The sequence below is a fragment of the Spirillospora sp. NPDC046719 genome (assembly GCF_040645715.1).
Classification (GTDB): domain Bacteria; phylum Actinomycetota; class Actinomycetes; order Streptosporangiales; family Streptosporangiaceae; genus Spirillospora.
Genome location: NZ_JBEYYT010000241.1, coordinates 1 through 14,090, shown reverse-complemented (window position 1 = coordinate 14,090; position 14,090 = coordinate 1). Strand labels below are relative to the sequence as shown.

Sequence of the window (14,090 nt, the reverse complement as noted above, 5' to 3'; positions counted from 1 at the left end):
GTGAACCCCAGGTCGACGCAGCGCAGGTAGTCGCCCATCGCGGCCGGCGGCAGCAGCGGGCGCGGCCGCCGCACCAGCCGCAGCACCGCGCCGTCCACCCGCGGCACCGGCCGGAACAGCCCGCGCGGCACCCGGCCGCCCGCCTCCCAGCCGAACTCCGGCCAGGTCCGCACGGTCAGCCGCGACCACCGCCCGTACCCGCCGGTGCGCTTGCGCGCGTACTCCAGCTGCGTGATCAGCGTCGCCGACGCCAGCCCCGGCGCCTCCAGCGCCCAGCCGACGATCCGCGACGTCGCGCCGAACGGGATGTTGCCGGCCAGGTGGAACGGGCCCGACGGCGGGCGGGCGGCCAGGAAGTCACCGGTCACGCACCGCACGTTCGGCAGCGCCGCGCACCGCGCGCGCAGCCGCGCCGCCAGCCGCGGATCGATCTCGTAGGCCACGACGCGCCCGGCGCTGCCGGCGCGGGCGGCCAGCGCGGCGGTGATGCGGCCGTCGCCCGCACCGGCCTCCACGATCAGTGCTCCGGGCGCGGGCACGGCGGCGCTGGCGTAACGGGCGATCGCCGCGGAATCGGACAGGAAGTTCTGCGACAGCGTGCGCCGCGCGTTCGCGCGCGGGCCGCCGTGGTGCTGCTGGTTCAGGGTCGCCGTCCTCGGCTCGCGGCCCCGGCGGGGCCGGCCGGACGGGCACCGGAGGCACCGCGGGCACGCGCGGGGCGGCATCAGGCGGCGACACCGCACGCGTGACCGGCCGAGAAGACGTCGCGAAGGCGCGGCCGGGCCCGTCCGAGGTGGTTCATGGACGCTCGAAGGCCCTGGACCGCGGGCGGGAACGTCGACGAGCGCGCGCGACCCCTCAGGGCCGCCGCGCCGCCGCGCGACAAGACAGGCGGGAACCTCGAAAACGGGCCCCGCCGGGAAGGTCAGGCGCGAGCGCGCGCCACCGGCCGGTCCAGGACGGGACGGGCCTCACGCAGCCTCGCCGAGACGGCGTGCCCGGTCCCCAGGACCGCGCTCTTCGTGAAACAGGCCATGCCGGCGATCGTAGGAGACCACCGGCCGCGCCCCCAACAGGTTTTCCCGCCCCGCGCGGCCCTCGCGCCGCCGCGCCCTCGTAGGCTGGGCCGCCCACCGTCCGCCGCGCCGTCAGGGGAGGGCCATGGGCCGCGATCCGGACTACCTGGCGTTCCTGCGCCGCCGCCTCGGCGAACCCCCGCCCCGGCCCGCGGCCGCCTCCCCACCCGAGCCGCCCGCCGGACAGGCCGCCGGACAGGCCGCCGGGGCCGCTGGGGCGGGCGGGCGCGACACGGCCCGCGCGATCGAGGACGCGCGCCGCGAGCACGCCGCCGACCTGGCCCGCTCCCCCCGCCCGCCCGTCGCGATCGTCCGGGACGTCACCGTCGACGGCCCCGCCGGACCGCTGCCCGCCCGCCTCTACCACCCCGGCGGCGACCGCCCCGCACCCGCGATGGTGTACTTCCACGGCGGCGGCTGGGTCCTCGGCGACGTCGACTCCTACGACCCCGTCGTCCGCGCCCTCGCCCTCGCCAGCGGCGTCGCCTGGCTGTCGGTCGGCTACCGCCGACCGCCCGAGCACCCCTTCCCCGCCCCGCTCGACGACGCCGTCGCCGCCGTCCGCTGGACCACCGCCCACGCCGGCCGCCTCGGCCTGGCCCCCGCCCGCATCGGCGTCGCCGGCGACAGCGCCGGCGGCCAGCTCGCCGCCGCCGCGGCCGCCCTCCTGCGCACCGCCGGACCCGCCCGCCCCGTCCTGCAACTGCTGGTCTACCCGGCGCTGGACCTGCGGGACGTCCCGCCCGCCCCGCCCGACCCCGACGGCCTGCCCTGGCCGCCCTCGAACGTGCGCCGCGCCCTGCGCCTCTACCTCGACGGCGCCGACCCCGCCCGGCCCGAGGTGTCGCCGCTGCTGGACCCCGACCCCCGCGGCCTGCCGCCCGCGATCATCGCGACCGCCGAACACGACCGGCTCCGGCCCCAGGCCGAGGACCACGCCGGACGCCTGCGCGCCGCCGGCGTCCCCGTCACCCTCATCACCGGCACCGGCCTGGACCACGGCTTCCTCGGCTGGGGCTCGTTCGCGCGCCGCCCCGCCCGAGCCGCCGACCGCATCGGCGCCGCCGTCCGCGCCGCCCTCACCGCACCATCGGCGGCCCCGCGACCGCCCTCGCCTTGACCGGCCTTGACCGTCCCCCCGCCGGCGCCCGGCCCGCCCTCGCCGTCGCTTGCCCCGGCCGTTTAACCGCCTTGACGTGGGCAATCACCATAGCGAGCCGGATTTTCACCGAACCTCGCCACCGGTTGAGGAGGGACCCGTCTTGAGGGCGACGCACCAGATGCGCATGGTCCGGGCCGCGGAGTCCGGAGTCGAGGAATGGGCCTGCCCGACCTGCGGCCGCCGGATGCTGCTGCACTGGCCGCCCCACTACAGCAAGCGGATCCTCGAACCCGGCGACGAGAGCGCCTCCCACGTCGGCTCCTGCACCGACCTGCCCGACGAGGACCCGGCCCCCGGCACCACCGCCGCCGACGCGCCGCGCCGCTGGCTCCGCGAGACCGGCGTCGACCCCGCCATCGGCCCCTCCGCCCCCGTCTGACCCCAGGCCCCGCCGGCCCCAGACCCGTCAGCCCAAGCCCGTCAGGCCCCAGGTCCCGAGGTCAGAGACGGGCCAGCTCCGAGCGCAGCAGATCCAGCCCCATCGGCCCCAGATCCAGCGCCCGCCGATGGAACTCCTTCAGATCGAACGCCGCACCCGCCCGCCGCCGCGCCTCCTCACGCCCCTCCAGCCACACCCGCTCCCCCACCTTGTACGCGATCGCCTGCCCCGGACGCCCCAGATACCGGTCGATCTCGAACGAGATGTACGCGTCCGTCTCCGGCCCCGTGTGCGCCCGCAGGAACTCCCACCCCAGCTCCGGCGTCCACCGCTCCCCCTCGTGGAACCCCACACCCTCCGGGATCTCCAGCTCCAGATGCATCCCGATGTCCAGCACCACCCGCGCCGCACGGAACTGCTGCCCGCCCGCCAGCATCCCCAGCCGGTACGCCGGATCCCGGTAATACCCCAGCTCGTCCATCAAACGCTCGGCGTACAGCCCCCACCCCTCCGCATGCCCCGGGCACAGCTCACCCGACAACCGCTGGAACCGGTTCAGCGTCGCGGCGTTCAACGTCGTCACGCCCAGCTGCAGGTGATGCCCCGGCACCCCCTCGTGGAACATCGTCGCCGGCACCGTCCACGTCACGACCTCCTCGTCCGGACCGCCGACCGTCCACCACACCGTCCCCGGACGCGACAGGTCCTCCGCCGGCGCCAGGTAGTACACCCCCGACTCCACCGGCGCGATCCGGCACTCCACCCGCCGCAACGGCTCCGGAATGTCGAAATGCGTCCCGTCCAGATCCGCGATCGCCCCGTCCGCCAGCTCCTGGATCCACGCCCGGAACGCCTCCGCGCCCCTGATCCGGTACGCCGGATCCGCGTCCAGCGCCGCCCGCACCGCCGCGACCGGCTCCCCCGGACCGATCCGCGCCGCCGCCTCCGCCATCTCCGCCTCGATCCGCGCCAGCTCCCGCCAGCCCCACGCGTAGGTCTCCTCGAGATCCAGCGCCGTCCCCAGGAAATCCCGCACTCCCAGCCGGTACCGGTCCGCGCCCAGCGCGTCCTTCTCGGGCGCCCGCGGCGCCAGCTCATCGGCCAGGAACCCCGCGAACTCCTCCAGCGCACCCGACGCCGCCGCCACCGCCGAGTCCAACCGCCCCCGCAACGGCCCGTCCCCGTGCCGCCCCGCCAGCCCGGCCAGGAACCCCGGCATGTCCCGGCACTCCCGCACGTTCCGCAGCACCTGCCGCCGCGCCGCCACCCGGCCCCCGCGCAGCGACTCCTCCAACGACACCCGCAACCCCGCCAGCGCCCCCGGCAGCCCGCCCACCCGCGCCGCCACCGCGTCCCAGTCCGTCGCCGCGCCCTGATCCAGCAGATCGACCGCCGTCCGCAAGCGCTGCACCGGACCGTCGGTGGTGTCCAGCTCCCACGCCCGCACCCCCGCCTCGTCCAGCTCCCGCTCGCACTCCAGACGCTCGCGCAGCACCGCGGCCCCCACACCGGACCCGCCGGACTCCCCGCCGCCGGACGCGGTGATCCGATCCAGCTCCGCCAGCGTCGACCGCGTCAGCTCCGCCCGCGCCGCCCGCCCCTCCGGCCCGAAATCGGTCAACCGGGACTCCTGCCCCGCGATCCCCATCATCGCCGCCAGGCACGGGTCCAACGCCGCGAAAGCGTCCACGTACCGGTCGGCCAGAGCGTCCACAGCGCTCACCTCAGAAGCGGTCATCGCTCCAGGCTAGGACACCCCGCCCCACCAAGCGATCATGAAAAGAACCGCGCGCCCCCAGCGCCGGTCACAGCGGCCCGCCGTCACCACCACCGCCCGAACCCGACGGCGACGGAGACGGAGACCCCGACGACGGCGGCGGCGACGGCCTCCCCGGCTGCTGCGGCACCGACGGCGGCGCCGACGGAGCCACCGACGGCGTCGGCTCCGGAGGCTCCGGAGGCGGATCCTTCGGCCGCGGCTGACACGAGAACAAGACCGCCATCAACACCACCAACACCACCAACGCCGCCGCCAACGCCAGAACCGCCGCCACCAGACTCCGCTCCGGCGGACGCTCCGGCGCCGCCACCGGTCCCCCCACCACCGGCTCCCGGCGCGGACGCGCCAACGCCGCCTCCGACGACCCCAGCCAATGCGGCTGGAACTGCGGACCACGCCGCCGCCCCCACCGCCGCGAACCACCCAGCAGGACCGGCTCCAAGAACCGCTCCGCACCAGGCCCCTCCGCCCCGTACGCCGTCGCCACCCACGGCGCCGGCCCATCCGGCTGCGCCGCCACCACCGGCGCACCCCCGCCACCACCCGCACCGCCGGCACCAGCACCGCCGTGCCCCGCACCACCCGCACCCGGCACCGCCGCGTTGATCGCCGCCCGGAACCGGTCCCGCGCCGCCGCGTCCTCCGCCGCACCCCGGTTCAGCACCGCCACACTCGCGCGCCGCCCCTGACCGTCCACACCCAGGAACACGATCCCGGCAGCGGACTCCGACAAACGCGCCGACAAACGGTACGGCCCCAGCTGAGCGGGATCGCCCGGGGGCAACGGCCTCGACATGGCCGCAACACTAACAACCGCGCCCGCCCCCGGCCCCCACCACGACCACCCCGCCACCCCCCGAACCCGCCCCCGACCACAGGCACCCAGCCCACAGGCACGGATCGCGCATGAACGGGTACAAGTGATCGCGTAGGGTCGGAACGCGCCCGCTCACACCCGGCACACAGTGAGGGACACCCACATGACCATCGCCGCCAACGACGTCGACGAGGCCGCCGCGCTGCTGCAGAGCACCCTCGCCGAGGTCAAGAAGGTCATCGTCGGCCAGGACCACATGGTCGAACGCATGGTCGTCGCCCTCCTCGCCCGCGGCCACTGCCTCATCGAAGGCGTCCCCGGCGTCGCCAAGACCCTCGCCGTCGGAACCCTCGCCAAAGTCGTCGGCGGCACCTTCGCCCGCCTCCAGTTCACCCCCGACCTCGTCCCCTCCGACATCGTCGGCACCCGCATCTACCACCCCTCCACCGAGCAGTTCGACGTCGAACTCGGCCCCGTCTTCGTCAACTTCGTCCTCGCCGACGAGATCAACCGCGCCCCCGCCAAGGTCCAGTCCGCCCTCCTGGAGGTCATGGCCGAACGCCAGGTCTCCCTCGGCGGCAACACCTATCCCCTCCCCCGCCCCTTCATCGTCCTCGCCACCCAGAACCCCATCGAGTCCGAAGGCGTCTACCCCCTCCCCGAAGCCCAGCGCGACCGCTTCCTCATGAAGATCGACGTCCGCCACCCCTCCGCCCACGAGGAACTCCACATCCTCCAGCGGATGAGCGTCGACCCGCCCGAGGCCACCCCCGTCCTGGACGCCGACCGGCTCGCCGAACTCCAGCGCGCCACCGAAGAGGTCTCCGTCCACGAACTCGTCGCCGACTACATCGTCCGGCTCGTCATGGCCACCCGCGAACCCGAGCAGTACCGCCTGCCCGACCTGCGGCCCGTCATCGAGATCGGCGCCAGCCCCCGCGCCACCCTCGGCCTCGTCGCCACCTCCCGCGCCCTCGCCCTGCTGTCCGGACGCGACTACGTCCTGCCCGACGACGTCCAGGCCGTCGCCCGCGACGTCATCGCGCACCGCCTCGTCCTCACCTTCGACGCCCTCGCCGACGGCACCGACCCCGCCGAGGTCGTCGACCAGATCCTCGCCGCCGTCCCCCCGCCCCGCGTGGTCTGGAACCACGGCGCCGCGGCGGTGACCACCGCATGACCACCCGTCCCCGCCGCGACGACACCCTCGCCCGGCTCGCGCCCGAACGCACCCTGCGCCGCCTGGAACTCCAGGTCACCCGCCGCCTGGACGGCCTGCTCAACGGCGAGCACCTCGGCCTGCTCCCCGGTCCCGGCACCGAACTCGCCGAAGCCCGCCTCTACCAGCCCGGCGAGGACGACGTCCGCCACATGGACTGGGCCGTCACCGCCCGCACCACCACCCCCCACGTCCGCGACCTCGTCGCCGACCACGAACTCGAAGCCTGGGCCCTGGTCGACCTCACCCCCAGCATGGACTTCGGCACCGCCGGCATGGTCAAACGCGAACTCGCCGTCGCCGCCCTCGCCGCCGTCGGCTTCCTCACCGTCCGCCTCGGCGACCGCGTCGGCGCCTACCTCCAGCACCCCGGCGGCCTGCGCCGCTGGCCCGCCCGCACCGGCAAGGCCGCCCTCTACGCCCTCCTGCAGGCCGTCCTCGACGCCCGCACCGAACCCGGCACCGGCCCGCCCGCCGCCATGGCCGGCACCACCGCCACCGCCGGCACCCCCCACAGCGGCCTCGCCGCCGCCATCACCTCCCTGGCCCGCGGCCAGACCCGCCGCGGCCTGCGCGTCGTCATCTCCGACTTCCTCCCGCCCGGCCCCGGCGCCCCGGGCGCCGAACCCGGCACCGACCCCGACGCGCCACCCGACTGGGAGAGCCCGCTGCGCCGCCTCGCCGCCCGCCACCAGGTCCTCGCCGTCGAGGTCATCGACCCCCGCGAACTCGACCTGCCCGACGTCGGCCTCGTCGAGATGACCGACCCCGAGACCGGCGCCGTCCACGAGATCGTCCTCAGCCGCCGCACGCGCGAACGCTACGCCCGCGCCGCCGCAGCCCAACGCGACCACACCCGCGCCGCCCTGCGCCGCTGCGGCGTCCACCACCTCGTCCTGCGCACCGACCGCGACTGGATCGCCGACGTCGCCCGCTTCGCCGTCCGCCAGCGCCGCGCCGCCGGGCGGGCCGTCTCCACCGCGGGAGTGCGCCCATGACCTTCCTGTCGCCCGAACGCCTGTGGCTGCTGGCCCTCGCGCCGATCCTCGTCGGCCTCTACATCGTCCTGCAGATGCGCCGCCGCAACTACGCGGTCCGCTTCACCAACCTCGCGCTGCTCTCCCAGGTCGCGCCGAAGCGGCCGGGCTGGCGCCGGCACGTCGCCGCCGCCCTGTTCCTGGTCATGATCGTGCTGATGATGATCGGGTTCGCCCGCCCCGCCAGCTCCGTCAAGGTGCCCCGCGACCGCGCCACCATCATGGTCGCGGTCGACGTGTCGCTGTCGATGATGGCCCAGGACGTCGCACCGAACCGGATGGAGGCCGCCAAGGCCGCCGCCAAGAAGTTCATCCGCGAGCTGCCGTCCCGCTTCAACGTCGGCGTCGTCTCCTTCGCCGGCAACGCCAACCTCATCGCCGCGCCGTCCGCCGACCGCGACACCGCGATCGCCTCCCTCGACCAGCTCAGCCTCGCCAAGCGCACCGCGATCGGCGAGGCGGTGTTCACCTCGCTGCAGGCGATCCGCACCTTCGACACCCAGGCCGCGCACGACCCGCCGCCCGCCCACATCGTGCTGCTGTCCGACGGGGACAACACCACCGGACGGTCCGTGCAGGAGGCCATCGACGCCAGCCGCACCGCGCACGTCCCGGTGTCGACCATCGCGTTCGGCACCCCGTACGGCACCGTCGACATCGAGGGGGAGACCACTAGCGTCTCGGTCAACAAGGAGGCGCTGAAGACCCTCGCCACCAGCACCCAGGGCAAGGCCTACGAGGCCGCCGACGCCGGGCAGCTCCGCGACGTGTACTCCAACATCGGCACCTCCCTCGGCTTCAAGACCGAGCACCGCGACGTCGCCGCCCGCTACACCGGCATCGCACTGCTGTTCGCGCTGGCGGCCGGCGGGGCGTCCCTCGTCTGGTTCTCCCGCATGCCGTGACCTCCGGCCCGCCGATCATCAGCGGCTGATCTTCGGCCGGGGCGGGGCCTCGGCGGCGCGGGGACGTCCCGAACGCTGATACGGTCGGCCGACGTGGGGGAACACTACTTCGCCGCGCGGCCCGGGGCCGCGAGCCGCCGCCGCACCGTGGACCTGGTCCTGCCGGACCTGCACCTGCGGCTGGAGACCGACAGCGGCGTGTTCTCCCCCGACCGCGTCGACGTCGGCACCCGCGTCCTGCTGGAGACCGTCCCCGCGCCGCCGCCGGCCGGCGACCTGCTCGACCTCGGCTGCGGCTACGGCCCCATCGCGCTCACCCTGGCAAGCCGCTCGCCGCAGGCGAGTGTATGGGGGGTAGATGTCAATCAGCGAGCGTTGGAACTCGCTGAATCGAATGCCACCACCGCCGGCCTTGACAATGTAAGGTTCAGGTTGGCGGACGAGCTCGACCCCGGACTGCGCTTCGCGGCGATCTGGTCCAACCCCCCGATCCGGATCGGCAAGGCCGCCCTGCACGACCTGCTGCTGGCCTGGCTGCCCCGCCTGTCCCCCGGCGGCCTCGCCCATCTGGTCGTGCAGAAGCACCTCGGCTCCGACTCCCTGCAGCGCTGGCTGAACGACCAGGGCTTCCCCACCGAACGGATCGCCTCGCGCTCCGCCTACCGCGTCCTGCGCGTCTCGTCCCGCACGGAAGGCCACACCCGATGAGCACCACCGACTCCGCACCCGGCCGCCGGCAGCTGCGCCCCACCGACGTCAAGCGCCTCAACCGCGACTGGCGGCGCCGCACCGAGGGCCGCCTCGGCCTGCTGGTGGAGTCGGTCACCCAGCCGTTCAACATGGGCTCGATCATCCGCAGCGCCGCCGTGTTCGGCGTCGAACGGCTCTGGCTCGCCGGCAACGCCACGCCCCCCGACCAGCGCAACGTCGCCAAGACCGCCCTCGGCACCGAACGCCTCGTCCCCTGGGAGCACGCCGGCACCCCCGCCAAGGCCGCCGCCGCCGTCCGCGAGGAGGGCATGCGGCTGGTCGCGATCGAGCTGACCGGCGACGCCGTCCCGCTGCACGAGGCGCCGCTGGACGGCGACGTCTGCCTCGCCGTCGGCGGCGAGGACCACGGCTGCTCCCCCGCCCTGCTGGCCGCCGCCGACGCCGTCGCCTACATCCCCCAGATCGGACGGGTCGGCTCCCTGAACGTCGCCGTCGCCACCGCCATCGCGCTCGCCGAGGCCCGCCGCCGCGAATGGTCGTCCTGACCCGCCGCACCGGGTTATGATCACGCCTGTGCTGTTCCTCCGTGCGTAGAACGCCGCGCTGACCGCCCCTCCCCCGGGCGGCCCGCGCTTTCCGGCGTCCACGCACGTCCCCTCCGCGTCCGCCGCGGACCCTTTCGAGGAACACGCTCATGGCCCCCTCCTACACGGCCGTCCTGCGCGCCCCGCACGCCGCCCGCACCTTCGGCGCGGCACTGCTCGGCCGCCTGTCCTACGGCACGGTCTTCCTCTCCCTCACCTTCGCGCTGACCGCCTCCACCGGCTCCTACACCACCGCGGGCGCGCTCATGGCGTCGCTGGGCCTGACCATCTCGGTGCTGTCGCCGCTGCGCGCCCGCCTCATCGACCGGTACGGTCCCCGCGCGGCCCTGCCGCCGATGTCGGGCGCCTACGCACTGGCGCTGCTCGGCCTCGCCGCCGCCACCTGGCGTCCCGGCGCACCCACCGCCCTGCTCGTGGCGCTGATCGCCGCGGCGGGCGCGACCGCTCCCCCGCTCGGCCCGGTCATGCGGGCGCTGTGGAACGACCTGGCCGCCGGCGAGGCGCTCCGCCGGCGCGCCTACAGCCTCGACGCCGTCGCCGAGGAGCTGCTGTTCATCACCGGCCCGCTCCTCGCCGGTCTCGCTACCGCGGTCGCGTCTCCGTCCCTCGGCGTCGCCGCGAGCGCCGTCCTGGTCGCCGCCGGAACGCTGGGGCTGGTCACCTCCCCCGCCGTCCGCCCGCGCCCGCACGGGCACCGCCCGCCGCGGGCCGGCCGCGCCCTGCGGTTCGCCCCCGTGACCGCGGCGGCCGCGACCGGCGCCGCCCTCGGCTGTATGGAGCTGCTGGCCGTCGCGTCCGCCCGGCACCACCACCACGCCACCGGCGGCGCATGGGTCATGGCCGCGATGTCGGCCGGCAGCGCGCTCGGCGGCCTCGGATACGGCGCCGTCGCCTGGCGCCCGTCCCCGCGCGTGCGGCTGGCCGTCCTCGCCGGCGCGCTGGGCGCCGCCGTCGCCGCCGCCGGGCTCGCCCCGACCGTCGCCCTGCTCGCCGCCGCGATGTTCGCCGCGGGCGCGTTCGTCGGACCCTCGCTGACCACGTCCTACCTGATGGCCGACGCCGAGGCCGCGCCGCGCGACCGGGTCCGCGCGAGCGCCTGGGTCAACACCGCGGTCAACCTCGGCTCGTCCGCCGGGACGGGCGCCATCGGCGCCTGCCTGGACGCGCTGCCGCTGCCCGCGTGCTTCGCGGTCGCCGCCGCCCCCGCCGTCCTCGCGGCGCCCGTGCTCCTGGCCCCCCGGATTTTGCGGAAACGGCAAAAGAGTTCGCCGAAAACGGTCCCGGGAACAAGCATGGCAGCGGAAACCACCACCGCACATCCCAAGGACGCATGATGAGCGACGACGGCACCACCGCCGAGGAGTTCTGGGACGCCCGCTACTCCGAGAGCGAGCGGATCTGGAGCGGCGACCCCAACACCGTCCTGGTCCGCGAGACCGCGGACCTGCCGCCCGGCACCGCCCTCGACCTCGGCGCGGGCGAGGGCGCCGACGCGGTCTGGCTGGCCCGCCGCGGCTGGCGCGTCACCGCGGTCGACATCTCCCGCGTGGCCCTCGAGCGCGGCGCCCGGCACGCCGCCGACGCCGGGGTCGGCGACCGCGTCGACTGGCAGCACCACGACCTCGCCGTGTCCTTCCCCAAGGGCGAGTTCGACCTGGTGTCGGCGCACTTCCTGCACTCCCCCCGCGAGATGCCCCGCGAGGAGATCCTGCGGGCCGCCGCCGCGGCCGTCGCGCCCGGCGGGGTCCTGCTGGTCGTCGGCCACGCCGGTCCGCCGCCGTGGGAGCAGCAGGACGCCGACCACGGCGACGGGCACGACCACCACCACGACACGCACCTGCCCACCCCGGAGGAGGTGCTGGCGTCGCTCCGCCTTCCGCAGGACGCCTGGGAGGTGCTCCACAGCGGCGAGCACGAGCGCGTCCAGACCGCCCCGGACGGCCGGACCGTCACCCGCACCGACAACGCCCTCAAACTGCGCCGCCTCCCCTGACCCCGCGTCCGTTCCCCGTCCGGGTTCCCCCCCGGGGCGGGGCCGCGCGCCACCTGACCGCCACCGGCTACGCGGTGGGCGTCGGCGCCGCCTGCTGCCCGCCTGTGCCCGAGTCCGGCCGCCCCGTGCCGGCACCGTCCTCGGAGGCGACGGCCCCCGGCTCCCCCGCCGGAGGCCCGGCCTTGCCGCGCAGCGGGACCTCCTTCACCAGCAGCGCCGCGACCAGCGAGACCGCGCACACGACCGCCCCCACCAGGAAGATCTGGTGCGTGCCGGTGGCGAACGCATGCAGGTAGGCGTCCCGGGCGGCCCCCGGTGCGGCCGCCGCGGGCGCCGCGCCCGCCCCGTCCGCCGGGAGCCTGCCGTCCAAGGCCCGGTTGAACAGCGACCCGAACACCGCCACCCCGACCGACCCGCCGATCGTCCGGAACAGCGTGATCGCCGCCGACGCCGCCCCCATGTCGCGCATCTCGACGCTGTTCTGCGCGATCGTGGTGACCATCTGCGTCAGGAAGCCCATTCCCACGCCCACCAGCGCCATGTAGCAGCCGGTCAGCGTGCGGGACGTCGAGGCGTCCATGGTCGACAGCAGCAGCAGGCCCGCCGTCATGCACGCCGTGCCGAGCACCGGGAAGACCTTGTACCGGCCCGTCGCCGACATCACCCGGCCGCCGATCTGCGAGACCAGCACCACGGGCGCCATCATCGGCAGGAGCAGCAGCCCGGAGTCCGACGCCGACGCGCCCTGGACGGCCTGCTGGAACAGCGGCAGGTACAGCGAGCACCCGAAGATCGTCGTCCCCGACACCAGCATCAGCACCGACATCAGCGGGAAGTTGCGGTGCCCGGTGAAGATCCGCGGGGGCAGCAGCGGCTCGGCGACCCGCCGCTCCACCGCCGCGAACGCCGCGACGCCGGCCGCGGCCGCCGCGAACAGCGCCAGGACCTGCCACGACGTCCACGGGTAGGTGCTCCCCGCCCACGTCGTCGCCAGCACCAGCGCGGAGATCACCGCCGTCATCAGCGTGATGCCCGCCCAGTCGACCCTGGCTCTGGCGCGGGCCGCCGGCAGCCGCAGCAGGAACCAGCACCACACCAGCGCGATCGCGCCAAGGGGCAGGTTGACGTAGAACGCCCAGCGCCAGCCGGCGTGGGCGGTGATGAACCCGCCGACCAGCGGCCCGCCGATCGTGCCGACGGCCATCACCGACGCGGTCATCCCCTGGTAGCGGCCCCGCTCCCGGGGCGGCACCAGCGATCCGATGAGCGCGAACGCGAGGGCGCCGATGCCGCCCGCGCCGAGCCCCTGCACGGCGCGGAACGCGATCAGTTCGGCCATCGACCGCGCGGCGCCCGACAGCGCCGACCCGGCCACGAACACCGCGACCGACAGCAGGTAGACGTTCTTGCGGCCGAACAGGTCGCCGCACTTGCCCCAGACGGGCGTGGACGCGGCGGTGGCCAGCGTGTAGGCGGTGACGACCCAGGAGATGTGCTGCAGGCCGCCGAGGTCGCCGACGATCGTCGGCATCGCCGTGCCGACCACCATGTTGTCCAGCATCGACAGCAGCATCGCGAGCATCACGCCCAGCAGGGCCCACCGGACGGTGCGCGCCGGCGGGGACGGATCGGATGCGGGCATGGCTGATCACCTCATTCGTCGCGGGATTCGGGGAGCGCCGGGCCGCATCGGGGCGTCGCCACCGGGCCCGGCCATCCCACAAAAGCACACTCGATACAAAAGTGCAACGAGTCAACTTTTCAATCGAGGCAACCGAAGGGGGCTAGGATGGCCGCATGACGGAGACGATGGGCCGCCGGGAACGCAAGAAGGCCGCCACCCGCAAGGCGCTCGCCGACGCCGCCCTGCGGCTGTTCCTCGAGCACGGCTACGACAACGTCGGCATCAAGGACGTCGCCGAGGCCGCCGACGTCTCCACCACCACGCTGTTCAAGCACTTCCCCAGCAAAGAGGCGCTGGTGTTCGACCTGGACGCCGACGTCGAGGCCGCCCTCGTCGCGGCCGTCCGCGACCGACCCCCAGGCACCTCGGTGCCGGCCGCGCTGCGCGAGCACATCCTGCGCCGCAAGTTCATCGACCCGGACCGCGCCACCGCGGACTTCACCAGGCTCGTGAACGGCCACCCCGCCCTGCGCGACTACAGCCACCGCATGTGGATGCGCCACGAGACCGCGCTCGCCCGCGCCATCGCCGAGGACGCCGGGCGCCCCGAGGACGACGCCGCCTGCGCCGCCCTCGCCCACTTCGCGCTCGAGACCTCGGCCCTGGCCCGGAACCGCTCCGACCCCCGCGAGGCCGTCGAACGGGCCTTCGACCTCCTGGAGGGCGGCTGGTCCGCCGCCCTCGGCGCCGCCCCGACGGGCGACTGACGCACCGATCCCGGT

13 protein-coding genes are annotated in these 14,090 nt (G+C 75.1%); 10 read left to right on the top strand and 3 right to left on the bottom strand.

The window, feature by feature from the left end:
- A partial coding sequence (locus ABZ914_RS32195) for a 23S rRNA (adenine(2058)-N(6))-methyltransferase Erm(C) (protein WP_500197834.1) occupies positions 1-725 on the bottom strand: 725 nt, incomplete at its 3' end.
- 436 nt (positions 726-1,161) lie between these two features.
- Here ABZ914_RS32195 and ABZ914_RS32190 point away from each other — a divergent pair.
- Positions 1,162-2,196: an alpha/beta hydrolase gene (locus ABZ914_RS32190; protein WP_500197832.1), complete on the top strand. Its 1,035-nt coding sequence runs from the start codon at positions 1,162-1,164 to the stop codon at positions 2,194-2,196.
- 142 nt (positions 2,197-2,338) lie between these two features.
- Positions 2,339-2,617, top strand: coding sequence for a hypothetical protein (locus tag ABZ914_RS32185; RefSeq protein ID WP_500197830.1), 279 nt, complete (start codon positions 2,339-2,341; stop codon positions 2,615-2,617).
- A 61-nt stretch (positions 2,618-2,678) separates the two neighbouring features.
- On the opposite strand, the gene ABZ914_RS32180 is transcribed toward ABZ914_RS32185, so the two are convergent.
- The gene (locus ABZ914_RS32180; protein WP_500197827.1) at positions 2,679-4,355 is read right to left on the bottom strand and encodes a DUF885 domain-containing protein; all 1,677 of its coding nucleotides are present in this window, start codon (positions 4,353-4,355) and stop codon (positions 2,679-2,681) included.
- Between the two features lie 1,022 nt (positions 4,356-5,377).
- Here ABZ914_RS32180 and ABZ914_RS32175 point away from each other — a divergent pair.
- The 7 genes from ABZ914_RS32175 (at position 5,378) to ABZ914_RS32145 (ending at position 11,684) form a co-directional block, all read left to right on the top strand.
- Positions 5,378-6,394, top strand: coding sequence for an AAA family ATPase (locus ABZ914_RS32175; RefSeq protein WP_190867613.1), 1,017 nt, complete (start codon positions 5,378-5,380; stop codon positions 6,392-6,394).
- Positions 6,391-7,431 (top strand): DUF58 domain-containing protein, encoded by a 1,041-nt coding sequence (locus tag ABZ914_RS32170; RefSeq protein WP_500197825.1) that lies wholly within the window; start codon positions 6,391-6,393, stop codon positions 7,429-7,431. The genes ABZ914_RS32175 and ABZ914_RS32170 overlap by 4 nt, the downstream gene beginning before the upstream one ends.
- Positions 7,428-8,375 (top strand): VWA domain-containing protein, encoded by a 948-nt coding sequence (locus ABZ914_RS32165; RefSeq protein WP_500197823.1) that lies wholly within the window; start codon positions 7,428-7,430, stop codon positions 8,373-8,375. The genes ABZ914_RS32170 and ABZ914_RS32165 overlap by 4 nt, the downstream gene beginning before the upstream one ends.
- 93 nt (positions 8,376-8,468) lie before the next feature.
- Positions 8,469-9,083 carry a class I SAM-dependent methyltransferase gene (locus ABZ914_RS32160; protein WP_500197822.1) on the top strand — a complete coding sequence of 205 codons (615 nt, stop codon included), beginning with the start codon at positions 8,469-8,471 and terminating at the stop codon, positions 9,081-9,083.
- Positions 9,080-9,631, top strand: a complete 552-nt coding sequence (locus ABZ914_RS32155; RefSeq protein WP_190867605.1) for a TrmH family RNA methyltransferase — start codon at positions 9,080-9,082, stop codon at positions 9,629-9,631. Before ABZ914_RS32160 ends, ABZ914_RS32155 begins: the two co-directional genes overlap by 4 nt.
- A 149-nt stretch (positions 9,632-9,780) precedes the next feature.
- A complete protein-coding gene (locus tag ABZ914_RS32150) occupies positions 9,781-11,025 on the top strand; it encodes an MFS transporter (RefSeq protein ID WP_500197820.1) in 1,245 nt (414 codons plus the stop codon).
- Entirely contained in the window at positions 11,022-11,684 is a 663-nt protein-coding gene (locus tag ABZ914_RS32145) for a class I SAM-dependent methyltransferase (RefSeq protein WP_500197818.1), read from the top strand. Before ABZ914_RS32150 ends, ABZ914_RS32145 begins: the two co-directional genes overlap by 4 nt.
- A 67-nt stretch (positions 11,685-11,751) precedes the next feature.
- On the opposite strand, the gene ABZ914_RS32140 is transcribed toward ABZ914_RS32145, so the two are convergent.
- The gene (locus ABZ914_RS32140; RefSeq protein ID WP_500197817.1) at positions 11,752-13,326 is read right to left on the bottom strand and encodes an MDR family MFS transporter; all 1,575 of its coding nucleotides are present in this window, start codon (positions 13,324-13,326) and stop codon (positions 11,752-11,754) included.
- Between the two features lie 155 nt (positions 13,327-13,481).
- Between ABZ914_RS32140 and ABZ914_RS32135 the strand changes: the two genes are divergently transcribed.
- The gene (locus ABZ914_RS32135) at positions 13,482-14,075 is read left to right on the top strand and encodes a TetR/AcrR family transcriptional regulator (protein WP_500197816.1); all 594 of its coding nucleotides are present in this window, start codon (positions 13,482-13,484) and stop codon (positions 14,073-14,075) included.
- Positions 14,076-14,090: the final 15 nt, after the last annotated feature.